This is a genomic window from Morganella psychrotolerans (assembly GCF_965118875.1).
Lineage (GTDB): Bacteria > Pseudomonadota > Gammaproteobacteria > Enterobacterales > Enterobacteriaceae > Morganella > Morganella psychrotolerans_C.
Genome location: NZ_CBCPJD010000011.1, coordinates 18,414 through 45,118, shown reverse-complemented (window position 1 = coordinate 45,118; position 26,705 = coordinate 18,414). Strand labels below are relative to the sequence as shown.

The following is a 26,705-nucleotide window of genomic DNA, read 5'->3' as shown; positions in this document are numbered from 1 at the left end:
CTGTGTCTCTTGTGTCATCGGCTGGTCATTCAGCCAGGATATCGAGAGCAAACCGGATTGCCTGTACCAGCTTATCTATATCATTCGATTGATTGTACGGCATAAATGAAACACGCAGGCAGCCGCCTGTATGCAGTGCCTGACAAAGCGGTTGTGCGCAGTGTTGCCCGTGGCGCAACGCAATGCCTTTTTCCGCCAGTAGAGTGGCGATATCACTGTGATGAATATTGTCAAAATTGAATGCCAGCAGCGGACTGCCGGGAGCGCGGTAGCTGCGAAAACCGGGCAGTGCGGCAAGTTGTTGTTCTGCACTGTCACATAAGGCAATGGTATGATGGTGCGCGGCACTCAGGTCACAGGTTTCAAGCCAGCGGAGTGTTGCACCGAAAGCGATAACGCCCGCGACGTTCGGCGTACCGGCTTCAAACCGTGCGGGAACCGGTGCCGGGGTAAAACTGAAAAAATCAGTGTCTGTCAGCATTTTTCCGCCGCCCTGCCAGGGTTGCATGGCATCAAGTAATTCACCGCGTCCGTACAGTACACCCAGCCCGTTCGGGCCGTATATCTTGTGTGCTGAGAAGGCGTAAAAATCGATATTACTTTGCGTGACATCAGACGGATGATGAACGACACCTTGTGCGCCGTCGACAACAATCAGCGCACCATGCTGGTGTACCAGCCGGGCTGTGCGGTCAATATCCGGTTGAAAACCGGTGATATTCGACATTTGAGTGACCGCCACCACGCGGGTCTGCGGCGTAAGCAGTGTTTGCAGCTGAGCGTAACAGAGTGTGTGCTCTTCGGTCAGCGGCCATTTCACCAGTGTTGCGCCGGTTTGCTGCGCCAGAATTATCCACGGGATCAGATTAGAGTGATGTTCCAGTTCGCTGACAATGATTTCATCACCCGGTTGCAGGCGCGGGCGGAAATAGCCCTGTGTGACCAGATTGATGGATTCCGTGGTGCCTTTTGTCCAGATACAGTGGCGGGCATCGTCAGCATTAATCAGCCGGCGGACGGCATCACGCGCCTGTTCAAACTGCTGTGTTACTGTCTGCGCCTGCTGATGGTGGCTGCGGTGAACTGTTGCACCGCTGTTATGCTGATAATAATAGTGCGTTGCCTGCGACATCACGTCTGGTTTGAGGGCGGTGGCGGCACTGTCGAGAAAAACGGTGTCACTTACTATACCGGGAAAGCAGGTGCGGAATGTGTCGGGAGAGAAGGTTTTCATCGGTTTAATTAATCAGGGTCTGAGATAAACAGAGCTTATGCAAAATGTGCGGTGTCCGGTACATCTGCGGCATAAATCAGCCGGTGACCGGTCTGAGTGCTTCGGGTAGCACCGTCAGCAACAGTTTACTATAATCAAGATTGCGCTGTCTTTCCAGATTTCCGGCATAGTTCCGGTAGAAGTTTTGGCAGAGTTTAGTGAGAAAAGAATAAAAAAAAGCACCGCAATCGGCGGTGCATACAAAAAAAATCACTATGGACAGACAGGGTAAATGTACAGGAAGTGAAAAAAACAGTAGCTTAAGCTACTATGTCCGGAATTTCCGGACAACTTGCAAACACAACATCACAACCACATAGCCAAAAGTTTTGCAGTATCGCTACTGCCCGACTTTTCGTTCCGGCTCAGGAAGTGGGCATACTATAGGTATTTACTGGTGTATCATCAAGGGACAAATTATAATGCTTCGGATTAAAAAAACTAATCCTATTCTATACCCAATGCCATTCACGCCGTCAACGAACCTGCAGTTTGAATGAATAAGGGTATAAACCATGTTACCGGTATCCGGTCCTGATAAATAAGCCTGAAAATGTCCAAACGATTGCCTCCGCTCAATGCTTTGCGTGTTTTTGATGCTGCCGCCCGCCATTTAAGTTTTACTAAAGCGGCAGAAGAGTTATTTGTCACACAAGCCGCCGTGAGCCACCAGATGAAAAGCCTGGAAGATTTCCTCGGGCTGAAGTTATTTCGCCGCCGGAATCGTTCGTTGTTGCTGACGGAAGAGGGGCAGAGTTATTATCTCGACATCAAAGAGATTTTCTCCTCTATTAATGATGCAACCCGCAAGCTTCTGGCGCGTAGTGCAAAAGGGGCATTGACTGTCAGTTTATCGCCGAGTTTTGCCATTCAGTGGCTGGTTCCGCGTTTATCGGGTTTTCACCAGGCGTATCCGGCCATTGATGTCCGGATACAGGCCGTTGACCGGGAAGAAGATAAACTGGCTGATGATGTGGATGTGGCAATTTTTTACGGGCGGGGTAACTGGCCGGGTCTGCGGACAGACCGGCTGTATGCGGAATATCTGATACCGGTGTGTGCGCCGTCACTGATGACCGGTGAACGACCACTGAAAATACTGACCGATTTATCGTATCATACACTGTTGCATGATTCGTCCCGCCGCGACTGGCAGGCGTATATCCGCCAGGCAGATTTGCAACAGCAGGTAAACGTGCAGCATGGCCCGATATTCAGCCACAGCGCAATGGTTATCCAGGCTGCGGTACACGGGCAGGGAGTGGCGCTGGTCAATAATGTGATGGCTAAAAATGAGCTGGATGGCGGCAGACTGGTGTGCCCGTTTAAAGATATCTTAGTCAGTAAAAATGCGTTTTATCTGGTGTGCCAGGACAGTCAGGCAGATTCAGGAAAAATCGCGGCGTTCCGTCAGTGGATTATGGCGCAGGCAGCGAGTGAGCAGGAAAAATTAGGATGGATGACAAGTGAGCAGGATTAACCTGATCATCACAAAAGGTAATGGCAAATGAATAGTCGGTTGATGTTAATTTTTGCCGGTTTCAGCGGCTTTTTTTATGTTGCATTTGGCGCGATAGGCTCCCATCTCTTGACGCCTTTGTTGGCAAAGCACCAGATGGACTGGATTAATTTAGGTCTGCAATACCAAATCTCCCACACGCTGGCAATGATGGGGCTTGCCGCATTGCTGATGCGCAAAGTGGTATTGTGGTTCTACTGGAGTGGATTATTTTTTGGGATCGGTATTTTACTGTTCAGCGGCAGCCTGTATTGTATGGCGCTTTTACAGATGAAATACTTTGCCTATTTCACGCCGGTTGGCGGGGTAAGTTTCCTGTTAGGCTGGGTTTGTGTATTAATCGGCGCAGTGCGTCTAAGGAAAGTGGCTTCCGGCCATGAATAAAATTGCATTATATTGCCGTCCGGGCTTTGAAAAAGAGTGTGCAGCCGAGATCACGGATAAAGCCGGACGCCTTGAGATTTTCGGATTCCCGCGTGTCAAAGAGAATAGCGGGTATGTTATTTTTGAATGTTATCAGCCGGATGATGCTGATCGCATTGCAAAAGAGATCCCGTTTAAAGAATTGATTTTTGCCCGCCAGATGATTGTGATCGGTGAATTACTGAAACATTTACCGGAAAACGATCGCATTACACCGATTATCGGAATGTTGACCGGGATTGTGGATCGCGCGGGTGAGCTGCGTGTTGAAGTGCCGGATAATGACGAAGCGAAAGAGCTGATGAAGTTCTGCCGTAAGTTTACCGTTCCGCTGCGTTCAGCACTGCGTCAGGAGAAATTACTGCTGGCAAAAGAGAACCGTGGTCGTCCGGTTATTCACATCCTCTTTATTGCGCCGGGTTGTTGCTATGCGGGTTATTCATATTCTAATAATAACTCTTCATTCTATATGGGCATCCCGCGCCTGAAATTCCCGTCAGATGCACCGAGCCGTTCCACACTGAAGCTGGAAGAGGCTTTCCACATGTTTATTCCTTACGAAGAGTGGGAAGAGCGTCTGGAAGGCGGGCTGCATGCGGTGGATCTGGGCGCTTGCCCCGGCGGCTGGACGTATCAGCTGGTGAAACACAGTATGCGCGTGCAGGCTGTGGATAACGGCACGATGGCAGAAAGCCTGATGGATACCGGACAGGTACGCCATCTTCGCGAGGACGGATTTAAGTTTGAACCGTCGTCGAAAAATATCACCTGGCTGGTTTGTGATATGGTTGAAAAACCGGCAAAAGTTGCGGCGTTAATGACAACCTGGATGGCGAACGGCTGGTGTCGCGAATCTATTTTCAACTTAAAACTGCCGATGAAAAAGCGCTATGAAGAAGTGTCACATATCCTGGAAAAGATGGCTACAGAGCTGAAAGCACAGGATATTAATGTGCTTATTCATGCCAAGCAGCTATATCATGACCGCGAAGAGATAACGGTTCATATTCAGCGCGTCTGGGGTGCTTACAACCCGGATCGGGTTTTCTAATCCGTTTGATTACTTCGCGATATAAATAATCCCGGCTAATACTGCCGGGATTATTTTTTGTATTATTTCACTTTTGGCAGAAACGAAATATCCATGTGATATTTTTCCGGGTTTTTCTTATCCAGGAAAACAGTAACGAATTCCTGATCAATATAAGGTTCCGGGTTAAAAGCCAGATTTTCACTGTAATAGAGTGAGACGCTGTTCTGAATAGTATCATGGACTTGTGCGACAATACGGTATGGGCTGCGTCCGTTAATACTGATCATAGAATTAAGGACCACTTCAGTAATTTTAGCTTTTACCGGCATACCTTCCTGTAATAAGCGGCGTCCGGATTTCCCTTTCATATACATCACAACCAGCGGGATAGCACCGACCAGGGTGAATATTCCCCCCATGCCGAGTAAAATAATTGCACCGCCATACATTCCGGAGAAGGAGTGGATCACCGCACCGCTCGGATTCCCCGGCTGATAAATGACATCAATGGCATCACCGGCCGAATTCCCGTATTCACTGCTGCAAAATGAGGATGAAAATACAAAATCGTCCTGTCCGTCAGTAAACCGGACAACGGGGCAATAAGTCGTCCCGTTATCAGAACGGCTGATTTCAAGATCGATGATTTGTCCGGTTGCCACAATACCGTTTTTTTCGTGTGCCTGACCGGAAAGATAAAAATAACCCCCGGCAGACAGCATGAGGAATCCAATGACAGCAAAAATGCCTAATACAAGGCGCAGTTTAGTAAACATAGACTATCCGATTCTGGTTAATATATTAATGAAATAGACTATTCTACAAGCATTAATATAGCTAACATTTATTCCCTTAAGTGCAATCTCAACTGATTTAAATTTCCCTGCAATTCAAGATCCCGTTTCAGAGTGGCAATATCGCGGCAGCAGTAAGCGATATCTTTTCCGTCGATAATTTTTTTACGCCACTTTTCCGGTACCTGTTCTGTGTTGTTATAGAGGGTATCCAAATCCGTAAAGGTACTGAGCAGGGTGGCTGCAGTTTTCGGACCGATCCCCGCAATTCCCGGTATTTTACTGCTGCTGATACCACTTAATCCCCAAAAATCAGGTAGTTGTTGTGATGTAACACCAAACTCTGCGGCGATAAACGGCATATCAAGCCAGCGTTTCTGGAAATAATCGCGGATCTGAATATGCGGAGAGAGCAACTGACAGTAACCTTTGTCTGTGGAGACAATGGTTGCCTGATGTCCTGCCTGACCGACTTTATGCGCCAGCGTTGCCGCCAGGTCATCGGCTTCATCGCCCTCGGAGTGCCATGCATTGATGCCGTGGCGGGCAAACATCTCCCGTAGCAGTGGCAACTCCTGCCTGACGATATCCGGCATCTCGCTGCGTCCGGCCTTATAACCGGGCAGCAACTGATGCCGCCAGCTGTGGCTGCGGTCATCCTCATCAAAGACAGCGACAGCATGGGTGGGCTGTGCATGCCCCAGAATCTGCATCAGCGCCTGCTCACAGATAATCAGACCGGACTGGCTTTGTACCGCGTAGATCCGGCGGATCAGATTCATTGCATCGATAATCAGTAAATGGATCATAATCGCTTTATATATAGAATTTCCCCGCCGGAGGCGGGGAAGTCAGTTCAGAGAAAGGTAATCATCAGCGAACGATTTCGTAGCACGGCTCGTAAGCGGAGCTGCCCGGCAGCTTCATCCGGTGCTGGTCGACGAATCCGCGCAGCATGACATCCATGCGCTGCATAATGCTTTCTTCACCATGGATTTTAAATGGTCCGTGCTGTGCAATCGCCTGCAGGCCATTCTCTTTTACATTACCGGCGACAATGCCGGAGAAGGCACGGCGCAGGTCAGCTGCCAGTTTTTCCGGTGCCTGGTTACGGTAAAGATTCAGCGCCGCCATATTTTCATGGGTCGGATCAAACGGGTGCTGTAAATCATCGGCAATTTTAATCGACCAGTTGAAGCTGTAAGCATCGCCGGTGCTGCGGCGGTTATCTTTCACCATCGGCATGGCGTGCTTCATGACACGGGCGACTTCAACCGGATCGTCAATGATAATCTGATAATGACGTGTGGCGTCTTCGCCCAGGGTATTTATCACGAAATCATTGAGGACACGGAAGTAGTCCGCGCTCTCTTTCGGCCCGGTTAAGACCAGCGGCAGTACCTGCTCTTTATTATCAGGATGCATCAGTATTCCCAGCAGATAAAGCAGCTCTTCTGCCGTACCGACGCCACCCGGGAAGATAATTATCCCGTGTGCGAGGCGGACAAAACTCTCAAGGCGTTTTTCGATATCCGGCATGATGATCAGTTCATTGACCAGCGGATTAGGTGGCTCAGCGGCGATAATTGACGGCTCTGTCAGACCGATAAAACGGCTATTTTTGTAGCCTTGTTGCGCGTGACCGACAGCAGCACCTTTCATCGGCGCTTCCATTGCACCCGGTCCGCAGCCGGTACAGATATTCAGTTCGCGCAGTCCCAGTTCGTTACCGACTTTGCGCCCGTACAGGTATTCTGTTTCATTGATGGAGTGACCGCCCCAGCAGACAATCATATTCGGATCTTCATCAATATGCAGGGCGCGGGCGTTGCGTAAAATAAAGAAGATCAGGTTGGTCAGATGCGCACCGTCATCAAGATTCAGACCGCGGCAGCGCTGGGCGTCCGTAATTTGTGTCTGAACAAACAGAATGTCACGTAATACAGCAAACAGGTTTGCCTGGAGTGAACGGATAATTTTTCCGTCCACAAAGGCATTTTGCGGCGGATTGACCAGTTCGAGTTTCACACCGCGCTCGCGGCGCAGCACATTGATATCAAAATCCTGAAATTTAGACAGCAAAGCGTGACTGTTGTCTGTCTGGCTGCCGGAGTTCAGTACCGCCAGCGAGCAATTGCGGTAAAGCCGGTAAAGGTGGCTGCTCGCAGTTCGTTTTAAAACATCAACTTCGAACTGAGAGAGCAGGTCCATCGAACCTAACGGGCTGATATGTGTGATCAAGCAGAACTCCTTGTTATCCCGTGGATAAAATATATTCATTCTACACGTTCCGCGACGTCTGCCTTATTGGCGCGCCAGACGGGCTGCGGACGGTGTAAAGTCCGTATTTGTACGCCACGGATTGATATCCAGCCCGCCACGGCGGGTGTAACGGGCGTAGACGGTCAGGGTTGCCGGGCGACAGTGTGTATTGATATCAGTAAAAATACGCTCAACACACTGTTCATGAAATTCGTTATGGTTGCGGAATGACACCAGATAGCGCAGCAGTTTGGCGCGATCGATCCGCGGACCGCGGTATTGGATTGAGACAGATCCCCAATCAGGCTGCTGTGTAATCAGGCAGTTTGATTTTAACAGGTGACTGACTAACGTTTCTTCAACGAAATCGTCGTTGTCATTGACCGCATCAATAAGATACTCACTGGAAAACTGATAATCCGCAATAGTAATATCCTGATAATCAAGACATTCACCGGTAAAATCAATGATTTTTTGTTCGGTGAACTGTTCCGGGCGCAGAAGCTCTACTGTTACCTCACCCTGCGCGCAGGCGCTCAGATCCTGCTCCAGTGTTTTTTGTACATCATCAGCAGAGGCAAAAACAGTCTGATTAAAGCTGTTGAGATAGAGCTTAAAGCTTTTGGATTCAATCAGATTCAGGCCGCGGGCATCGAGTGAGACATAACCCAGCGCGATACACGGGATCCCGTTGGGTTGCAGCCAGGAGAGCTCATACAGTGTCCAGAGGTCGGCACCGTGAAAAGGCAGGTTATCTGCATGCAGATGCAGTGCATCCCGGTTCAGGCTGCGCGGTACGCCCTGCAATAATGCGGGATTGTAGTGCTGCTCGTAGCCGGTTTTTTTACCCAGCGTCAGAGACGCTAACTCAGCCTTTCCATCATACAGAGACATATTTAACCTTTTAACATCAGATGACAAAATTGTACGCCTGTCGCCAATATAGCCTGTCATACGTTACTATAGCGATATGGCACACTTATTTTTATCAGGTTTTGCGAAATGACCCGAACGGTTTCTCAGGCGTTACATCAGTTTACCCAACATTATGTCGGTTTATGTCAGGAAAAAACAGGCTTAGCGCCGGTCAGTCATGAACTTTACAGTATTCCGTCTCCGTGTATTATTCGTACAGGTGATGAGTGCGTGTACTGGATGCCGGCAGCATTCACGGCTGACCTGCATTTACAGCCGGTTGAAAATGCGCTGGGAATTGAAGTGCATCCGGATGTGACGGAATATTATACACAGCAGTTCGCCGGGGATATGCAGGCGAACTTTGAGGGACTGCCGCTTAGCCTGGTACAGGTCTGGAGTGAAGACGATTTTATCCGTCTTCAGGAAAACCTGATAGGTCACCTGGTGACACAGCGGCGTCTCAAGCTGCCGCCTACCCTGTTTATCGCCACGCTGGAGTCAGAGTTTGACATAATTTCTGTCTGCAATCTGACCGGGGAAGTTCTCCTGGAAACATTCGGTACTAAAAAACGCCGGGTGCTGGCTGCGGATATTGCGACATTTCTTTCTCTGCTGACCGTTGAGTTTACAGCATAACGATGACTGACATCCGTGTGGGACTCTGTCGCTTTATCCGGTTACCGCTGTCCGGGAACCATGACGGTTTATTAAAAATAACCAGTTAATTCATCAGGTTATGTTTTACCATGCGTTGGTGCTACAGATAGTTGCGGGTGGTTGTGTTGTTTGGACCTGCGGGTTCCGGCATCCTGTCGGTGTTCATAAGGAAATGGACGAAAATAAACGGACGTATTTTCTTCAGGGACAGGATGTTATTTCATTAAAAATGAGGGGGGATTTTTCCCCCTCTTTTTTAATGCGTTTTTTTTGTATCCGGATCGCGGGAATTGATTTTTACTTATCTGACACCAATGTTACGCTGTACCCAACGTCATTCAGGATGCAGGCAGCAAGCTCCGCCTTCCTGAGATGAACTTATTGTGCAGAGTGAACAGGTTTCAGTTATGAAAAAACATCAGCAAATTGTTGATATTCTTACCGGTATTGAAGAAGAAATGCGCGCAGTTGATCTGTGGCAGGGGCAGCCGCCTGTGGCGGATGCGTTTGAGAGCAAACTGCCGTTTGCTGTGGATACCATGAATGCCCACGAATGGTTGCAGTGGATCCTTATCCCGCGCCTGTATGCTGTGATTGAGCAGGGTTCAGCATTACCGTCCGCCTTTCAGATAACCCCGTATTTTGAAGAGCATTATCGCAATGATGCAGAATCGGCGCGCTATCTTGTATTATTAAATCATCTGCGGACACTGGACGGGCTTTTCGCGTGAGTCAGTTATTGGAAATCTGTTATCAGGATGAATATCTCATCGCAATAAATAAGCCTGCCGGATGGTTAGTTCACCGCAGCTGGCTTGACCGCCATGAGACCGTTTTTGTGATGCAGACATTGCGCGACCAGATTGGTCAGCATGTCTTTCCTGTCCACCGCCTGGATCGCCCGACCTCGGGTGTGCTGCTGATGGCGCTCTCTTCCGATGTTGCAAGGCTGCTGTCTCAGCAGCTTGAGCGTCACGAAATGCAGAAAACCTATCATGCTGTTGTGCGCGGCTGGATAGAAGAAACCGCCACGCTGGATTATGCGCTGACGGAAGAGCTGGATAAAATTGCGGATAAATTCTCCACGGAAAAACCGGCACAACCGGCGGTGACTCACTACTGCCCGCTGGCGCGGATTGAATGTCCGGTCGCTGTCGGACGTTATCCGACCTCCCGCTATACCCTGATGGAGCTGAAACCGGAAACCGGGAGAAAACATCAGCTGCGCCGCCACATGACCCATTTGCGTCACCCGATTATCGGCGACAGCGCACACGGCGATCTACGCCAAAACCGGGGGTTCACTGAGCATTTCGGCAGCCGCAGATTAATGCTGCACGCCTCTGAACTGTCTCTGATGCATCCGGTTACCGGCGCACCATTAGTGTTCCGGGCACCGTTTGATGAGCAGTGGCAGCAGGTTGCGGCACAGTTTGGCTGGACGTTGCCCTGAATAGTATAACAATATGATCGTTTTGATTAAATCTGACTGAAAAGGACAAATTATGGCGCGTATCGGTATTTTTGTCGGCACAGTGTATGGCAATTCGCTGGCTGTGGGTGAAGAGGCACAGGCTGTTCTGACGGACGCCGGTCATGATGTGACATTATTTGATGAACCGGAACTTGCACAGTGGAAAGCCTATCTTACGGATGTGGCGCTTGTGATTACCTCCACAACCGGGCAGGGCGATTTGCCGGATAATATCCGTGCGTTGTTTACCGGGCTGCGCGATGAGGTTGGTTATCAGCCATCCCTGCGTTACGGCGTTATCGCGCTGGGTGACAGCAGTTATGATAACTTTGCCGGCGGTGGTCAGCAGTTTGATGAATTATTGCAAGAGCAACAGGCGCAGCGCATTGGTGAGATGCTGGTAATTGACGGCGCAGACGTTGCAGTGCCTGAAGAGCATGCATTGGCGTGGATAACAGACTGGGCCGCGAAGGTTAAGTAACAGTAAAAACAGCGCCGTTATAAGCCTGACCCGGCACAACGGCGCAGTATACCCTTATTCATTCAGGCTGCAGGTGCGTTGGCTGCATCCTGAATGATGTCAGGTACCGGCTGAGGATTATTTGCGGGTCAGTTTTTCAAGATCACTTTCAATTTCAGCGATTTTGTTTGACACAACATGCTCCAGATGGCGCAGATCGTCGAGGATCTTGCGTTTAAGATCAACTTCCGGCAACGCGCTTTCATCCTGTTTGCAGATTTTATCCAGCTCTTCAATAACATAACGAAGGTTGCTGTTGATTTCGTTGACTTCTTTAAAGCCCTGCGCGTCCTGAATTGTTTTGCGCTGGCGCGGGTATTTAAACTTCACGCTTTTGGCAAAAAACTCACCTTTATCTTTGCGAAAATAAATTTTCAGAATGTCATTGTTCGCTTCCTGACGAAGGGTATAGCGATCAATATCTTCAGGATGCGTAATTCCCAGACTTTTTAAATTGTCATACATGTGCGCCACCTATTTAGAGTATATTCTGTCCTGTTTCCGCCGGATGCGGCGAAAGATAAACTGCACGTATAATAAAATAGCGGAGTTATTATCCGCTATTTCTGAGATTAGTCTATGGTGCGTAACAATTCATTAATCCCGACTTTACCCCTGGTTTTTTCATCCACTTTTTTGACAATGACCGCACAATAGAGACTGTAGCTGCCATCTTTTGACGGCAGATTGCCGGAGACAACCACTGAGCCTGCCGGTACGCGTCCGTAGTGAATTTCGCCGGTTTCGCGATCGTAAATTTTGGTACTCTGCCCGATGAAAACACCCATTGAAATGACCGAGCCGGTTTCCACGATCACGCCTTCAACCACTTCTGAACGTGCGCCGACAAAGCAGTTATCTTCAATAATGGTCGGGTTTGCCTGTAACGGTTCTAACACGCCGCCAATGCCGACGCCGCCGGAGAGATGCACGTTTTTCCCGATTTGCGCACAAGAGCCGACTGTCGCCCAGGTATCAACCATTGTGCCTTCATCGACATAAGCCCCGATATTGACATAAGACGGCATCAGTACGGTGTTGCGGGCAATATAAGCACCACGGCGGGCTGCCGCCGGTGGCACGACACGAAAGCCTTCGCGCTCAAAACGTGCCTGGTCGTATCCGGCGAATTTCATCGGGACTTTATCGAAATAGCGGGATTCCGCGCCATCCATGACCTGATTATCACTGATGCGGAAAGAGAGCAGCACTGCTTTTTTCAGCCACTGATGGGTTACCCAGGTGCCGCCGATTTTTTCTGCGACCCGCAGTTTCCCGCAATCCAGTAACTCAATCACCTGATTGACTGCTTCGCGCAGTGCCGGTGTGGTGGTTGCCGGTGTGATGGCGGCGCGGTCTTCAAAGGCGGATTCAATAATGGCCTGTAATTGCTGCATTGACGTCGTTTTCCTTTTATCGGGTGATTTGACAAATTTACTCTGTTTTATCCTTTGAATTGAGGGCTTTTGTCAACCTTTTAGCCAGTTCTTCCTGAATGTTTTTATTCAGCGCTTTATTATCCTTATCCGTCAGAATGAAGATATCCTCCACTTTTTCGCCGGTTGTGGTGATCCGCGCACCATGTAGTTGCAAACCCAGCCCGGCAAAAATTTGTCCGACCTGCGACAGCAATCCGGGCTTGTCTAATGCGTACAGTTCCATATAGCTGCGCAATCCCCGTTTGTTGTGGATAAATCTGATGCGGGTCGGTACATCGAAATGGCGCAGTTTTGCCGGTGCGGTGCGGGTGCGGTGATTGGGAATAAAATCGGTGGTCACCGCGGCGGCGAGTGCGTGACGGATGCTTTCGTGGCGATCGGCGGCAAGCTGCCTGCCGTCCGGCTCCAGTACAACAAAGGAGTCCATCGCCATATTGTCCCGGTTAGTAAAAATCTGCGCATTCTGAACACTCAGATTGCGGCGATCCAACTCACTCACCACAGAGGCAAACAGCGAAGGCCGGTCGTGGCACCAGATAAAAATTTCGCTGCCGCCGTGGCTGCGCTGGTTGCTGATAAGGATCAGCGGTGAGTCCGTATCGTGGCTTATCAGGGCTTTTGCATGCCAGGCAAGCTGTTCCGGGGTGTGGCGCAGAAAATAGTCTGCATGGCAGCGTGACCAGAGCACCCGGAGGCGCTGTTCATCCGTACCATACTGGCGCAGCAGTGCCAGTGCGCGGTCGCGGTGATGACGGATACGCTGGCGCAGATTGGGTTTGTTATGTACCCCGCGCAGCAGCTGATTTTCAGTACTGATAAACAGCTCCTGAAGCAGACTGCGCCGCCAGCTGTTCCACAGCGAGGCATTAGTCGCCCAGATATCTGCGACTGTCAGACAAATAAGATAGCGCAGGCGATCAACTGTCCGGACCTCGTCGGCAAAGGTGCGGATCACTTCCGGGTCCTGAATATCGCGGCGCTGCGCTGTGACTGACATCAGAAGGTGTTGTTCAACCAGCCAACTGACAAGACAGGTATCTTCTTCACTCAGCGAGTGATATTCACAGAACTGACGGGCATCGGCTGCGCCGACGACAGCATGGTCACCCTGTCTGCCCTTGGCGATATCATGGAACAGAGCGGCAAGTCGCAGCAACTCCGGCTGCGCAAGTGTCGGATAAACATCCACACAAACAGGGTGGTTTACACGTTCAGATTCCTGCTTAAACGTGTCGATTTTTCCAAGCACGCGGAGCGTGTGTTCATCGACCGTATAGGCATGGAATAAATCGAACTGCATTTGTCCGACAATATTACTCCACAGCGGCATATAGGCGCTCAGTACGCCGTGGCGGTGCATCGGAACAAACGCCGCACTTACCCCGCGCGGATGGCGGAGGATAGCAATAAACAGTTTCCGCGCCTGCGGGTATTCCATCAGCGGGCGGGCGAGGTGGCGGCGGGCATGGCGCAACCGGCGCAATGTCGCGGAATCAATCCCGGTAATACGTTCGTCGCAGGCCATCAGGTAAAACATCCGCATTATTGCAGAGGGGTCATTGCTGAATGTGTCACTATTAATTAAGCCGATTCGGTGTCCGTATAACTGAAATTCGTTATCGAGCGGGCAGGGGGCTTCGTGATGACCGGAGTGTAAAATCGCTTCATCAAACAGTTGTAACAGCATCTCATTGAGTTCAGATACACGGCGAGTAACGCGGTAATAGGCTTTCATCATCCGTTCAACGGGCTGATTGCGTTCCCCGTCATAACCAAGCTGCTCTGCCACACTGAGCTGGCGGTCAAACAGCAGGCGGTTGTCGTAGCGGGTCAGGGACAGATGCAGGGCGAAACGGATCCTCCAGAGTGTATCCAGGCATTCATTCAGCTCTTCCCGCTCTGCATTTGTCAGAAAACCGGAGCCGGCCATTTCACTGAGTGAGGTTGCGCCGAAATGACGGCGGGCGACCCAGAGCAGCGTATGGATATCCCGCAGACCGCCGGGACTGCTTTTGATATCCGGCTCCAGGTTATAACTGGTGCTGTGATAACGGGCATGGCGTGCGGCCTGCTCTTCCAGCTTGGCAGCAAAAAAACGCGGCGACGGCCAGAAATCATCATTGAATACCCGCTTTTGCAGTTGCAGAAACAGCGGCAGTGAGCCGCAGATAAGGCGTGATTCAATCAGATTGGTCGCGATAGTCAGGTCGTTCAGTCCCTCACGGATGCACTCGTCAAGGTCGCGGACACTGTGCCCGACCACCAGTTTCAGATCCCACAGCAGCGCGATAAACTCACCGATTTTCGGTGTGAGTGTTTCCGGCAGCGGCGCTTCGCTGAGCAGCAGAATATCCACATCAGATAACGGATGCAGCTCCCGTCGCCCGTAACCGCCGACAGCAATCAGTGAAAATCCGGCAATATCCTCAAACCCGGTAAACTGCCACAGGCGGGTAAGCAACTGATCAATATAATCACTGCGGGTCAGCAGCAGGGAATGCACGGGCTGCCCTTCACGGAAAGCTTCTGCCTGCCAGCGGTGGTAGTGTTCAAGGTGTTCCCGCAACACAGAAAGCTGTAAATCATCATCAGTAAATGACAGCGGCGAGGCGGGTTTGAGGGCAGGTGCCGCAGACCGGGCAATATCCATGAGGGATCCTTATCGGGGATGCTAATTTTAATAAGGTTACTGCGTCAGCGGGTAAATAACCAGCGTTCAGGGGCGATTATCGCCAGGGAACGGAGCGGGTAAGAGGACGGGGGGGAGCCCGCCCGGCGACAGCACCGGACGGAACAGCAGAGATACTTATTGCGCGATAAGAATACGCGAAAGTGCGCCTTCTTCATCGTTACGCAGTGTCATTATCTCACAACCGTCGTCGGTAACGACCAGGGTGTGTTCATACTGCGCGGACAGACCGTGATCTTTGGTTTTCACCGTCCAGCCATCTTTCATTGTCCGGATGCGGTAATCGCCTGTGTTAACCATCGGCTCGATAGTGAACGCCATGCCTTTTTTCAGTACCACGCCGCCATCATCACCGTCATAGTGCAGAACCTGCGGCTCTTCGTGGAAACCTTCGCCGATCCCGTGCCCGCAGTAATCACGGACAACCGAGTAATCATGCCCTTCCACAAATTTCTGGATAGCCGCACCCAGGGTGCGCAGGCGAATTCCGGGTCTGACCATACGTAGTGCGAGATACAGGCTTTCCTGTGTTACTTTGCACAGACGTTCAGCCTGAATTGACGGGGTTCCTGCAATAAACATCGCAGAAGTATCACCGTGAAAACCGTCTTTTATTACGGTCACGTCGATATTAACGATATCGCCGTTTTTTAAGATTTTGTCATTGTCCGGTATTCCGTGGCAGACCACATCATTCACGGAGATACAGACTGATTTCGGGAAGCCGTGATAGCCGAGACAGGCAGAAATCGCGTCTTGTTTAACGGTAATATGCTCGTGGCAGAGTCTGTCCAGTTCACCGGTGCTGACGCCCGGCACAACATGCGGTTTGATCATCTCGAGAACGTCGGCTGCGAGACGACCGGCGACACGCATTTTCCGGATGTCGTCTTCTGTTTTGATTGTGATTGCCATAATTGTAGGTATCCGAACCGGGATTATCCCGTCACTTAGGAAAATGGGAATTGAGTCGGCGGTATGTTAACAGCCGGAGAAAAGGATGCCAATCATTGTGCGCCGGGAGTTGAGTAATGCGCCGTCGTTTTTCAGGTGAAAAATTAAGAAAAAGTGGTATCGCCGGGGTATTTATGGTATAAAGCGCGCCGGTATTCCGTGTATTTTTGCCCGGAAGCCAAACTTTTAATAACTCAACTGTGTATAACACACACGGATCGGCACATGCGCCGGGGTGCTCCGAAGCGTTCAGCTGACAGGGAGTCGGTAGCATGGGATCCGTGGAGGCATAACCCCAACTAACTATTTACAGAGGTTTAAAATGGCAACTGTTTCCATGCGCGATATGCTCCAGGCGGGCGTTCACTTCGGTCACCAGACACGTTACTGGAACCCGAAAATGAAACCATTCATCTTTGGTGCCCGTAACAAAGTGCATATCATCAACCTGGAAAAAACTGTTCCTATGTTCAACCACGCGCTGGCTGAACTGAACAAAATCGCTTCACGTAAAGGCAAAATTCTGTTTGTCGGTACTAAGCGTGCTGCTGTGGAAGCAATTCAGGAATCAGCAATCAGCTGTGACCAGTACTTTGTTAACCATCGCTGGTTAGGCGGTATGCTGACTAACTGGAAAACAGTGCGTCAGTCAATCAAACGCCTGAAAGATTTAGAAGCACAGTCTCAGGACGGTACTTTTGAAAAACTGACCAAGAAAGAAGCGCTGATGCGTACCCGTGAACTTGGTAAGTTAGAAAACAGCCTGGGTGGTATCAAAGACATGGGCGGTTTACCTGACGCTCTGTTTGTTATCGATGCAGAGCACGAGCACATTGCAATCAAAGAAGCAAACAACCTGGGTATCCCGGTATTTGCTATCGTTGATACTAACTCTGATCCTGACGGTGTTGATTTCATCGTTCCGGGTAACGACGATGCAATCCGTGCAATCAAGCTGTACCTGGGCGCAGTAGCGACAACTGTTCGCGAAGGCCGTTCACAGGATCTGGTTGTTCAGGCTGAAGAAACAGTTACTGAATAATAGAGATCCGCTCTCAGAGCGCTCTTATTAACCAGGTATTGCTGCAAATGGTTAGGGAGCCTTCATGGCTCCCTATACGCATCTGATATACGAACAAACTCCCCGCAGAAACAGTTTCTGCGAGCTCATCGAGGAAATAAACACATGTCTGGAATTACCGCTGCATTGGTAAAAGAACTGCGTGAGCGTACAGCCGCAGGTATGATGGAATGTAAAAAAGCACTGGTTGAAGCAAACGGTGATATCGAATTAGCTATCGATAACATGCGTAAATCCGGCCAGGCAAAAGCAGCGAAAAAAGCAGGCCGCGTTGCTGCTGAAGGTATTATCTTATCTGCGGTCAGCGCAGATGCAAAATTTGGCGCACTGATTGAAGTTAACTGTGAAACAGACTTCGTTGCCAAAGATGCAAGTTTCATTGCGTTTGCCAACGAAATTCTGAACTTCGTTATGGCAGAAAGAACAACTGATGTTGAACAAATCGCTGCAAAATTTGAAGATCAGCGTGTAACACTGGTTACTAAAATCGGTGAAAACATTGGTTTTCGTCGTGTAGCTGTTTTAGAAAGCGACATGGTCGGTACTTATATGCACGGCGCACGTATTGGTGTTCTGGTTGCAGGTACCAACGCTAATGAAGATCTGCTCAAGCACATTGCAATGCACGTTGCTGCAAGCAAGCCAGAATACGTGAAACCGGATGATGTTCCTGCTGATGTTGTTGCTCACGAGAAACAAATTCAGCTGGATATTGCTATGCAATCCGGTAAACCACAAGAAATCGCAGAGAAAATGGTTCTCGGCCGTATGAATAAATTCACCGGCGAAATCTCTCTGACCGGTCAGCCGTTCGTCATGGAGCCAGGCAAGTCTGTTGGTGAGCTGTTAAAAGAAAACGGCGCTGACGTGACTGCATTTATCCGCTTTGAAGTGGGTGAAGGTATCGAAAAAGCTGAAGCTGACTTCGCTGCTGAAGTTGCGGCAATGAGCGGTAAATAATCATTGCACCAGAGCCGCCGGAAGGCGGTTCTGTTTTATCTGTATCTGTAATAGTACCTCTGTTTATTATCCGGCAATCGTCCGGGTATCTCTGGCAATAAATCATCTGTTTAGGACAGAACACCATGGCTACCAATGCAAAACCTGTATATCAACGTATTCTGCTGAAGCTCAGTGGCGAAGCTTTACAAGGGAATGAAGGTTTCGGGATTGATGCGACTGTACTTGACCGTATGGCACAGGAAATCAAGGAGCTTGTTGAGCTGCAAATTCAGGTCGGTGTCGTTATTGGCGGGGGCAATCTGTTTCGTGGCGCAGGACTTGCCGAGGCCGGTATGAACCGTGTCGTCGGTGACCACATGGGGATGCTGGCAACCGTTATGAACGGGCTGGCAATGCGTGACGCGCTTCATCGTGCTTATGTTAACGTGCGACTGATGTCCGCTATCCCGCTGAACGGTGTTTGTGACAATTACAGCTGGGCTGAAGCAATCAGCCTCTTACGTCATGGCCGTGTGGTTATTTTCTCAGCCGGAACAGGCAACCCATTCTTTACTACGGATTCTGCGGCCTGTCTGCGCGGAATCGAAATTGAAGCCGATGTTGTGCTGAAAGCCACAAAAGTGGACGGCGTTTACTCGGCGGATCCGGCGAAAGATCCGGATGCCGTACTGTATGAAAAACTCAACTATCAGGATGTGCTGGAGCGCGAACTGAAGGTGATGGATTTAGCGGCTTTTACGCTGGCGCGCGATCACAACCTGCCAATCCGTGTTTTCAACATGAACAAACCCGGTGCATTACGCCGTGTTGTGATGGGTGAGAAAGAAGGTACCTTGATTGCGCGTGACTAAACGCCGGGACACCGGCGGCATTTGACGGTATCATTTATATAGATTCGCCAAACTAATAACGCGGGCTGCGCGACCAGTGCGGTCTGAAAATTACCCGTTTCCAAGGACTCATAACGTGATTAATGATATCCAGAAAGACGCGCAGGAACGCATGGACAAATGCGTTGAGTCGCTGAGAACCCAAATCAGTAAAATCCGTACCGGCCGCGCATCTCCGAGCCTGCTTGACGGCATTATTGTTGAATATTACGGCACACCGACACCACTGCGTCAGTTAGCAAACGTCGTTGTTGAAGATTCGCGTACATTAGCGCTGACTGTATTTGATCGTTCACTGTCTCCGGCAGTTGAAAAAGCCATTATGGCATCAGATCTCGGTCTGAACCCGTCTTCTGCCGGTACCGTTATCCGTGTTCCGCTTCCTGCACTGACTGAAGAGCGTCGTAAAGACCTGATCAAAGTGGTCCGTAATGAGGCAGAACAGGGACGCATTGCTGTTCGTAACGTTCGCCGTGACGCAAACGACAAAGTCAAAGCGTTACTGAAAGACAAAGAAATCAGTGAAGATGAAGATCGTCGTTCACAGGATGACATTCAGAAAATGACTGATATGTTTATCAAAAAAATCGATGAGTCACTGGCAGCAAAAGAAAAAGAGCTGATGGATTTTTAATCCGGACGTGATTTTGAACAGAACATATAAAAAAAATAGTGCCTCATGGCACTATTTTTTTACCTATTAGTCAGAGAAATGACTACTCACTGTCTGTTCACCAAAGTGCTATACTTTCGCGATTCGAAATAACGATATACCCAACGTCATTCAAGATACAGGCAGGCGGCAAGGGAAGACAGACGGGGAGCATAGATCAACTATGTGACGCGGCTGGGTGACTGCAGCCAACGAACCTGCAGTTTGAATGAATAAGGGTATAAAGCAACATTGAGTAACTTATCCATGAAAGGTTTGGCAATCCTCGGCTCTACGGGATCTATCGGTAAAAGCACACTCTCCCTTGTTCGCCAGCATCCTGATCTGTTCCGTGTCGTTGTTCTGGCGGCCGGGAAAAACGTTCAGATAATGTTTGAACAGTGTCTGGAATTTAAACCCCGCTACGCGGTGTTATCTGACGAAGTGGCTGCCGGTGAATTACGGATACAGCTGAAACTTCATGGCAGTGCAACAGAAGTGCTGAGCGGAAGCCATGCAATTTGCGAGCTGGTTCAGCTGGATGAAATAGATCAGGTGATGGCGGCAATAACCGGCGTGGCGGGTCTGCTCCCGACATTAGCCGCGATCCGTGCGGACAAGCGTATTCTGTTAGCTAACAAAGAAGCGCTTATTACCAGCGGACGACTCTTTTTTGCTGCAATGAGTGCCAGCCGTGCTGAGCTATTTCCCATCGACAGCGAGCACAATGCTATTTTTCAGTCTCTGCCGACGAACGTTCAGCTATCGCTGGGTCATGCTGATTTACAGGCTGCGGGTATTGATTCCATTATTCTGACGGGCTCCGGCGGGCCTTTTCGCGAAACGGCACTTGCTGATTTGGTCAATATGACACCGGATCAGGCCTGTGCACATCCGAACTGGTCGATGGGGCGCAAAATCTCCGTTGATTCCGCAACTATGATGAATAAAGGTCTTGAATACATTGAGGCACGTTATTTCTTCAATGCATCTCCCGCGCAGATGGAAGTGATTATCCACCCGCAGTCCGTTATTCATTCCATGGTGCGCTACACTGACGGCAGTATTATTGCGCAACTGGGCACCCCCGATATGCGCACACCGATCAGTTACTCGATGAGTTACCCAACACGCATGACTGCCGGTGCTGAACGACTGGATTTTACCCGCATGGGCGGGCTGACATTTGAAACGCCGGATTATGAGCGCTACCCTTGCCTGAAGCTGGCTATTGAGGCCTGTGATGACGGACAGGCGGCGACAACGGCGATGAATGCGGCCAATGAAGAAACCGTTCAGGCATTTTTGCAAAACAGAATCCGCTTCACAGATATTGCACAGATAAACCGGATGGTAGTAGAAAATCACCGGTTTACGGAACCTCAGTCGATTGACGATGTCCTTATTATTGATAAAGAAGCGCGTGAGATGACCCGGAAATCAATCAGAAATATCGCGAAGTAATTAATTTATATTAACGGGTTGCGTTTGTGGGTGAATAGCGCAAGTGGTATAGTTCAGCGTTACGATTTCTATAAATTTGAATTTTAATGACCGGTTAATAACCGCATGATGTCATCATTGACTGACAGATATCCGCACCGTGATCTCACACGGTGTTTTTGTGTCAGACGCCATGCATTAGCCGATATCTCAAAGGATTAACTTGCGTGACAGTATCCAGTGAAAATGCCTCAGATAAGCCGGGACCACAGCATGTCGCCATTATTATGGACGGCAACGGCCGCTGGGCAAAAAAACGCGGAAAACTGCGTGTTTCAGGTCACCGCGCAGGGATCAAATCAGTCCGCAGCTCTGTCAGTTTTGCCATCAAAAATCAGATAAAATCGCTGACACTTTATGCTTTCAGCAGTGAAAACTGGAACCGTCCCGAACAGGAAGTCCATTCACTGATGGAATTGTTTGTCTTTGCGCTGGATAATGAAGTAAAAAGTCTGCATAAACACAATGTCAGACTGTCCGTTATTGGTGATGTCAGCCGCTTCAGTCCGCGTTTGCAGGAACGGATCCGCCGCGGGCAGGTTCTGACTGCCGGCAATACCGGATTACAACTTAATATTGCCGCCAACTATGGCGGGCGCTGGGATATTGCCAACAGTATGAAGCAGGTCATCGCAGAAGTTCAGCGCGGTGAACTGGCTCTTGAAGATGTCAGCGAGCTGGACATCAATCGTTATATTTCTCTCCATGAACAGCCTGCTATCGATTTAGTTATCCGGACCGGTGGCGAGCATCGTATCAGTAACTTCCTGCTTTGGCAGGTGGCGTACGCGGAGTTTTATTTTACTGAGGTTCTGTGGCCGGATTTTAATGAAACAGCGTTTGGTAATGCTGTGACGGCCTTTACTCAGCGTGAGCGTCGCTTCGGCGGAACCACGCCGGACGAACATTCTGAGCAAACACCGGGAGGATACGTTGCTTAAATACCGTCTTATTACTGCCATTATTTTAATTCCGCTGGTCATTCTGGCGCTGTTTATGTTACCTCCGGCAGCCTTTGGTTTTGTCGTGATTGCCGTGTGTGGTCTGGGTGGCTGGGAATGGGCGCAATTCGCCGGTTTATTTGGTGCGGGACAACGGATTGTAACCGGGTTAGTGTTTGCAGCAGGTCTGGCTGCGTGGCAGCTGACGCTGGATATGAACTATCTGACGGAGGTTCCTGCCGTAACAGGCAGCTTGTGGGTGGCGCTGGCCTGGTGGATTTGTGCCGTGCTGTTAGTGGTTACTTTCCCGAAATCAGCCGCATTGTGGAAGAATTCGGTGGTTATCCGTCTGCTCTTCGGCGTCGTGACTATTGTGCCGTTTTACAGCGGAATGATGGTATTGCGCACGCAAGGTTATGCGGGTGGAGATATCTATCAGGGCTCCTGGTGGCTGCTGTATGTCATGTTGCTGGTCTGGGCGGCAGATTCCGGTGCTTATGCATTCGGGCGCCTGACGGGTAAACACAAAATGGCACCCCGTGTTTCACCGGGTAAAACCCTGGAAGGCCTTGCGGGCGGCTTGATTACCGCCGGGCTGGTGTCCTGGTTATTCAGCCACTATTCGCCGTTACAAAATTTACCGGAGCACCTGATTCCGGTCTCTGTCATTGTGGTTCTGATCTCCGTATTCGGCGACCTGACAGAGAGCATGTTTAAGCGCCAGTCCGGCGTGAAAGACAGCAGTCAGCTTATTCCCGGACACGGCGGTGTAATGGATCGCATTGACAGCCTGACGGCAGCAGTACCGGTATTTGCCGGTCTGATTTTGTTAGTATTCTCCGGTTTTTAATAACAAGCCGGAGCAGACAAAAGGCGCATGATGACTTTTATTTGGAACTTAGCGGCATTTATTGTTGCGCTGGGGATCTTAGTTACCGTACATGAGTTCGGGCACTTTTGGGTGGCGCGGCGCTGCGGCATTTTCGTTGAGCGGTTTTCAGTCGGTTTCGGCAAAGCACTCTGGCGGCGGACAGACAAACACGGTACTGAGTTTGTTCTCGCATTAATTCCGCTGGGTGGTTATGTCAAAATGCTGGATGAACGCGTGGCACCGGTTGCACCGGAGCTGCGCCATCTGGCGTTTAATAATAAAACGATCGGGCAACGGGCCGCCGTTGTCAGCGCGGGACCCATTGCTAATTTCCTGTTAGCCATTGTGGCTTACTGGATTGTGTTCATGATTGGTGTCCCGGCAGTCCGCCCGGTTGTGGCAGATATCCGGCCCGGTTCGGTTGCAGAACAGGCAAATATTTTACCGGGAATGGAACTAAATTCCGTTGATGGTATCGAAACGCCTGACTGGAATAGTGTGCGTATGGCGATGGTCAGTAAAATCGGTGATGATTTCACTGTTTGGAATGTGACCCCGGAGCCGGGGTCTGCTCCGGCTGAGAAACGACTGGATCTCACCCGCTGGAAATTTGATCCTGAAAAACAAGACCCTATCCTGGCGCTGGGTATTATGCCGGTAACAGCAAAGGCAGAAAATCTGATTAAAGCACTGACGCCCGGAGCACCGGCTGAAAAAGCAGGTTTACAACCGGGGGACAGGATAGTTAAAGTGAGCGGTGAGCCGGTTACTACGTGGCAACCGTTTACATTATTTGTGCGTAATAGCCCCGGTAAAACGCTCGATTTACTGATTGAGCGTGGTGGTGAGCATATTATTGTGCCGCTGACACCGGATGTAAAAAGTGGCACAGGCAGTAAACAAATTGGTTTTGCCGGTGTCGAATTAAATGTCATTCCGTTGGACCCGCAATATATTACCGAGCATCAGTACGGGCCGGTAGAGGCGATTGCGGAGGCAACCGGAAAGACCTGGCAGTTAATGCAGCTGACGGTGAAAATGACCGGCAAACTGATTACCGGTGATGTGAAGCTCAATAATTTGAGCGGCCCGGTATCAATTGCGAAAGGCGCCGGTATTTCCGCCGATTCCGGCTTAGTGTATTATCTGATGTTTCTGGCGCTGATTAGCGTCAATTTAGGGATCATTAACCTGTTCCCGCTGCCCGTTTTAGATGGTGGACACCTGTTATTCCTGCTTATCGAGAAGATAAAAGGCGGGCCGGTGTCCGAGCGTGTACAAGACTTCAGTTATCGTATTGGTGTAATTGCACTGATATTGTTGATGGGGCTTGCACTTTTTAATGATTTCTCCCGCTTCTGAAGAAGCAGGGGACCGGTAAGGAAAACGCATAACAACGATGGCGATGAAAAAGTTGCTCATAGCGTCGCTGCTGCTTGGCAGCTTCACTGCATACGGTTCAGACGGATTCGTGGTTCAGGACATTCAGTTTGAAGGTCTTCAGCGCGTCGCCGTTGGTGCTGCATTACTGAACATGCCTGTTCGTGTCGGAGACACGGCCAGTGACGAAGATATCGGTCGTACCATTCGCGCACTCTTCGCGACAGGTAACTTTGAAGATGTCCGCGTCCTGCGTGATGGTAATGCATTGCTGGTTCAGGTAAAAGAACGTCCGACCATTGCAAATATTACTTTCTCGGGCAATAAATCCGTGAAGGATGACATGCTCAAACAGAATCTGGAAGCCTCCAACATTCGTGTTGGTGAAGCGCTTGACCGGACGATGTTGGCAAACATTGAAAAGGGGCTGGAAGATTTCTATCACAGTGTCGGTAAATACAATGCGACAGTTAAAGCTGTTGTAACACCGCTTCCGCGTAACCGTATTGATGTTAAATTTGTTTTTGCTGAAGGGGTTTCTGCCACTATTCAGCAAATCAATATCGTGGGTAACGACACGTTTACTACCGCAGAACTGGTGAACCGTTTCCAGCTGCGTGATGATGTACCGTGGTGGAACCTGGCGGCTGACCAGAAATACCAGAAACAGAAACTGGCTGGTGACCTTGAAACGTTACGCAGCTTTTATCTGGATCGCGGTTACGCCAAATTTAATATTGATTCGACTCAGGTCAGTCTGACGCCGGATAAAAAAGGCATTTATATCACGGTTAACGTGACCGAAGGCGAGCAGTATCAGATTGCCGGCGTTCAGGTTGCCGGTGAAACAGCCGGACATTCTGCTGAAATCACTGAACTGACAATGATCGAGCCGGGTTCACTCTATAATGGTACGCAAGTCACCAAAATGGAGAATGATGTCAAAAATATGCTTGGTCGTTATGGCTATGCTTATCCGCGCGTCATGACTCAGCCGGAAATTAATGAAGCAGATAAAACCGTTACGCTACATGTCAATGTGGATGCCGGTAACCGTTTCTATGTCCGTCAGATCCGTTTTGCCGGTAATGACGTGAGTAAAGACTCTGTTCTGCGCCGTGAAATGCGTCAGATGGAAGGTGCATGGTTAGGTAATGACCTGGTGGAAACCGGGAAAGAGCGCCTGAACCGCACCGGTTTCTTTGAAACCGTCGAAGTGGAAACTCAGCGTGTACCGGGCGTGCCGGATCAGGTCGATGTTGTCTATAAAGTCAAAGAGCGTAACACCGGTTCCCTGAACTTTGGTGTGGGCTTCGGGACAGAAAGCGGCGTCAGCTTCCAGGTCGGTGTGACTCAGGATAACTGGTTAGGTACGGGTTATCAGGTTGCGGCTAACGCCAGCAAGAATGACTACTCCACTTATGCGGAACTGTCACTGACAGACCCGTACTTCACGGTGGATGGTGTGAGCCTGGGTGGTCGTATTTTCTATAACGACTTCCGTGCTGATGATGCAGACCTGTCCGGCTATACCAACAAAACCTATGGTGTGGACGGAACACTCGGCTTCCCTATCAACGAAAATAACTCATTCCGTTTAGGTCTGGGCTACGTGCATAATACCCTGTCCCGTATGGAGCCACAGGTTGCTATGTGGCGCTACCTGGAATCAATGGGTGAGACTCCGGGCTTTAAAGATCGTGAAGAATTCCGTGCGGATGACTTCACCTTTACCACTGCATGGGTGTACAACAACCTTGACCGCGGGTTCTTCCCGACGTCCGGGGTGAAATCCACCGTCAGTGCGAAAGTGACAGTGCCCGGCTCTGATAACGAATACTACAAGCTGATCGCCGATACCACCGGTTATTATCCGATTGATGATAATAACAGCTGGGTTGTGATGGGACGTGGTCGTTTAGGCTTTGGTGACGGACTCAGCGGCAAAGAACTGCCGTTCTATGAGAACTTCTATGCAGGTGGCTCCGGTACTGTTCGTGGCTTCCGCTCCAATACTATTGGTCCGAAAGCGATTTATCTGGACAGTAACGGTAAACCTAAATCAGACAGTCCGTCGCGTGATGCTATCGGTGGTAACGCAATGGCAGTGGCCAGCCTTGAGCTGATTACGCCAACGCCGTTTATCGACGAGAAATACACAAACTCTGTCCGGACATCTCTGTTTGTGGATGCCGGTACAGTGTGGGATACCAACTGGGATAATACGGCAGAAATGCAAAAACTCGGTATTCCGGATTACAGCAAAGCAGGAAATATCCGTGTCTCTTCCGGTGTCGCGCTTCAGTGGATTTCTCCGCTCGGGCCGTTGGTCTTCTCTTATGCGAGACCAATCAAAGACTACGAGGGTGACCGGACCGAACAGTTCCAGTTTAATATCGGTAAGACCTGGTAATTACGATACCCGACGTCATTCGGGATGCAGGCAACGAACCTGCAGTTTGAATGAAT

At 49.9% G+C, this 26,705-nt stretch carries 25 protein-coding genes; 16 read left to right on the top strand and 9 right to left on the bottom strand.

From position 1 onward, the window contains the following. Nucleotides 1-25: 25 nt before the first annotated feature. On the bottom strand, nt 26-1,234 hold the full coding sequence (csdA, locus tag ACMHKJ_RS12340) for a cysteine desulfurase CsdA (RefSeq protein ID WP_413494292.1): 1,209 nt from the start codon (nt 1,232-1,234) through the stop codon (nt 26-28). Nucleotides 1,235-1,826: 592 nt separating this feature from the next. On the opposite strand from csdA, the gene ACMHKJ_RS12335 reads away from it, so the two are divergent. The 3 genes from ACMHKJ_RS12335 to rlmM are packed head-to-tail and all read left to right on the top strand — an operon-like array spanning nt 1,827 to nt 4,266. After that, a complete protein-coding gene (locus ACMHKJ_RS12335) occupies nt 1,827-2,753 on the top strand; it encodes a transcriptional regulator GcvA (RefSeq protein WP_413494290.1) in 927 nt (308 codons plus the stop codon). 27 nt (nt 2,754-2,780) lie between these two features. After that, nucleotides 2,781-3,176, top strand: a complete 396-nt coding sequence (locus ACMHKJ_RS12330; protein ID WP_067365583.1) for a DUF423 domain-containing protein — start codon at nt 2,781-2,783, stop codon at nt 3,174-3,176. After that, nucleotides 3,169-4,266: a 23S rRNA (cytidine(2498)-2'-O)-methyltransferase RlmM gene (gene rlmM / locus ACMHKJ_RS12325; RefSeq protein WP_413494289.1), complete on the top strand. Its 1,098-nt coding sequence runs from the start codon at nt 3,169-3,171 to the stop codon at nt 4,264-4,266. Before ACMHKJ_RS12330 ends, rlmM begins: the two co-directional genes overlap by 8 nt. Before the next feature lie 62 nt (nt 4,267-4,328). Here the strand turns inward: rlmM and ACMHKJ_RS12320 are convergent, their stop codons facing one another. From ACMHKJ_RS12320 to queF, 4 genes are all read right to left on the bottom strand, one after another. Then, on the bottom strand, nt 4,329-5,024 hold the full coding sequence (locus ACMHKJ_RS12320) for a DUF3592 domain-containing protein (RefSeq protein ID WP_413494288.1): 696 nt from the start codon (nt 5,022-5,024) through the stop codon (nt 4,329-4,331). 68 nt (nt 5,025-5,092) lie between these two features. Next, a complete protein-coding gene (xni, locus tag ACMHKJ_RS12315; RefSeq protein ID WP_413494494.1) occupies nt 5,093-5,854 on the bottom strand; it encodes a flap endonuclease Xni in 762 nt (253 codons plus the stop codon). A gap of 61 nt (nt 5,855-5,915) precedes the next feature. Next, nucleotides 5,916-7,283 carry a nucleotide 5'-monophosphate nucleosidase PpnN gene (gene ppnN / locus ACMHKJ_RS12310; RefSeq protein WP_067365588.1) on the bottom strand — a complete coding sequence of 456 codons (1,368 nt, stop codon included), beginning with the start codon at nt 7,281-7,283 and terminating at the stop codon, nt 5,916-5,918. A gap of 63 nt (nt 7,284-7,346) precedes the next feature. Then, nucleotides 7,347-8,198, bottom strand: a complete 852-nt coding sequence (queF, locus tag ACMHKJ_RS12305) for an NADPH-dependent 7-cyano-7-deazaguanine reductase QueF (RefSeq protein WP_413494287.1) — start codon at nt 8,196-8,198, stop codon at nt 7,347-7,349. Nucleotides 8,199-8,306: 108 nt separating this feature from the next. Here queF and syd point away from each other — a divergent pair, with 108 nt between their 5' ends. From syd to ACMHKJ_RS12285, 4 genes are all read left to right on the top strand, one after another. Then, entirely contained in the window at nt 8,307-8,858 is a 552-nt protein-coding gene (syd, locus tag ACMHKJ_RS12300) for a SecY-interacting protein (protein ID WP_413494285.1), read from the top strand. Between the two features lie 428 nt (nt 8,859-9,286). After that, entirely contained in the window at nt 9,287-9,610 is a 324-nt protein-coding gene (locus tag ACMHKJ_RS12295) for a YqcC family protein (RefSeq protein WP_413494283.1), read from the top strand. Further along, nucleotides 9,607-10,332, top strand: a complete 726-nt coding sequence (gene truC / locus ACMHKJ_RS12290) for a tRNA pseudouridine(65) synthase TruC (RefSeq protein ID WP_413494281.1) — start codon at nt 9,607-9,609, stop codon at nt 10,330-10,332. Before ACMHKJ_RS12295 ends, truC begins: the two co-directional genes overlap by 4 nt. 52 nt (nt 10,333-10,384) lie before the next feature. Then, the gene (locus tag ACMHKJ_RS12285) at nt 10,385-10,834 is read left to right on the top strand and encodes a flavodoxin (RefSeq protein ID WP_413494279.1); all 450 of its coding nucleotides are present in this window, start codon (nt 10,385-10,387) and stop codon (nt 10,832-10,834) included. Nucleotides 10,835-10,951: 117 nt separating this feature from the next. Here the strand turns inward: ACMHKJ_RS12285 and ACMHKJ_RS12280 are convergent, their stop codons facing one another. From ACMHKJ_RS12280 to map, 4 genes are all read right to left on the bottom strand, one after another. After that, nucleotides 10,952-11,338, bottom strand: coding sequence for a DUF3461 family protein (locus ACMHKJ_RS12280; RefSeq protein ID WP_067365604.1), 387 nt, complete (start codon nt 11,336-11,338; stop codon nt 10,952-10,954). Nucleotides 11,339-11,445: 107 nt separating this feature from the next. Then, entirely contained in the window at nt 11,446-12,270 is an 825-nt protein-coding gene (gene dapD, locus ACMHKJ_RS12275; RefSeq protein WP_067365607.1) for a 2,3,4,5-tetrahydropyridine-2,6-dicarboxylate N-succinyltransferase, read from the bottom strand. 37 nt (nt 12,271-12,307) lie between these two features. After that, the gene (gene glnD, locus ACMHKJ_RS12270) at nt 12,308-14,962 is read right to left on the bottom strand and encodes a bifunctional uridylyltransferase/uridylyl-removing protein GlnD (RefSeq protein ID WP_413494277.1); all 2,655 of its coding nucleotides are present in this window, start codon (nt 14,960-14,962) and stop codon (nt 12,308-12,310) included. 156 nt (nt 14,963-15,118) lie between these two features. Further along, complete coding sequence (gene map / locus ACMHKJ_RS12265) at nt 15,119-15,916, bottom strand: type I methionyl aminopeptidase (RefSeq protein WP_413494275.1); 798 nt, start codon at nt 15,914-15,916, stop codon at nt 15,119-15,121. Between the two features lie 361 nt (nt 15,917-16,277). Here map and rpsB point away from each other — a divergent pair, with 361 nt between their 5' ends. The 9 genes from rpsB (at nt 16,278) to bamA (ending at nt 26,649) form a co-directional block, all read left to right on the top strand. Then, complete coding sequence (gene rpsB, locus ACMHKJ_RS12260; protein ID WP_413494273.1) at nt 16,278-16,997, top strand: 30S ribosomal protein S2; 720 nt, start codon at nt 16,278-16,280, stop codon at nt 16,995-16,997. 144 nt (nt 16,998-17,141) lie between these two features. Next, nucleotides 17,142-17,996, top strand: a complete 855-nt coding sequence (gene tsf, locus ACMHKJ_RS12255; protein WP_413494271.1) for a translation elongation factor Ts — start codon at nt 17,142-17,144, stop codon at nt 17,994-17,996. A 125-nt stretch (nt 17,997-18,121) separates the two neighbouring features. Continuing rightward, on the top strand, nt 18,122-18,850 hold the full coding sequence (pyrH, locus tag ACMHKJ_RS12250) for a UMP kinase (RefSeq protein WP_067365621.1): 729 nt from the start codon (nt 18,122-18,124) through the stop codon (nt 18,848-18,850). A 115-nt stretch (nt 18,851-18,965) separates the two neighbouring features. After that, complete coding sequence (frr, locus tag ACMHKJ_RS12245) at nt 18,966-19,523, top strand: ribosome recycling factor (RefSeq protein ID WP_067401631.1); 558 nt, start codon at nt 18,966-18,968, stop codon at nt 19,521-19,523. A gap of 285 nt (nt 19,524-19,808) precedes the next feature. Next, nucleotides 19,809-21,005, top strand: coding sequence for a 1-deoxy-D-xylulose-5-phosphate reductoisomerase (gene ispC, locus ACMHKJ_RS12240; RefSeq protein ID WP_413494270.1), 1,197 nt, complete (start codon nt 19,809-19,811; stop codon nt 21,003-21,005). 266 nt (nt 21,006-21,271) lie between these two features. Continuing rightward, a complete protein-coding gene (uppS, locus tag ACMHKJ_RS12235) occupies nt 21,272-21,985 on the top strand; it encodes a polyprenyl diphosphate synthase (RefSeq protein ID WP_413494492.1) in 714 nt (237 codons plus the stop codon). Further along, nucleotides 21,978-22,835 (top strand): phosphatidate cytidylyltransferase, encoded by an 858-nt coding sequence (gene cdsA, locus ACMHKJ_RS12230; protein ID WP_413494268.1) that lies wholly within the window; start codon nt 21,978-21,980, stop codon nt 22,833-22,835. The genes uppS and cdsA overlap by 8 nt, the downstream gene beginning before the upstream one ends. Before the next feature lie 27 nt (nt 22,836-22,862). Next, nucleotides 22,863-24,218 carry a sigma E protease regulator RseP gene (gene rseP / locus ACMHKJ_RS12225; protein ID WP_413494266.1) on the top strand — a complete coding sequence of 452 codons (1,356 nt, stop codon included), beginning with the start codon at nt 22,863-22,865 and terminating at the stop codon, nt 24,216-24,218. Nucleotides 24,219-24,255: 37 nt separating this feature from the next. Then, on the top strand, nt 24,256-26,649 hold the full coding sequence (gene bamA / locus ACMHKJ_RS12220; RefSeq protein ID WP_413494265.1) for an outer membrane protein assembly factor BamA: 2,394 nt from the start codon (nt 24,256-24,258) through the stop codon (nt 26,647-26,649). The last annotated feature ends 56 nt before the right edge of the window (nt 26,650-26,705 follow it).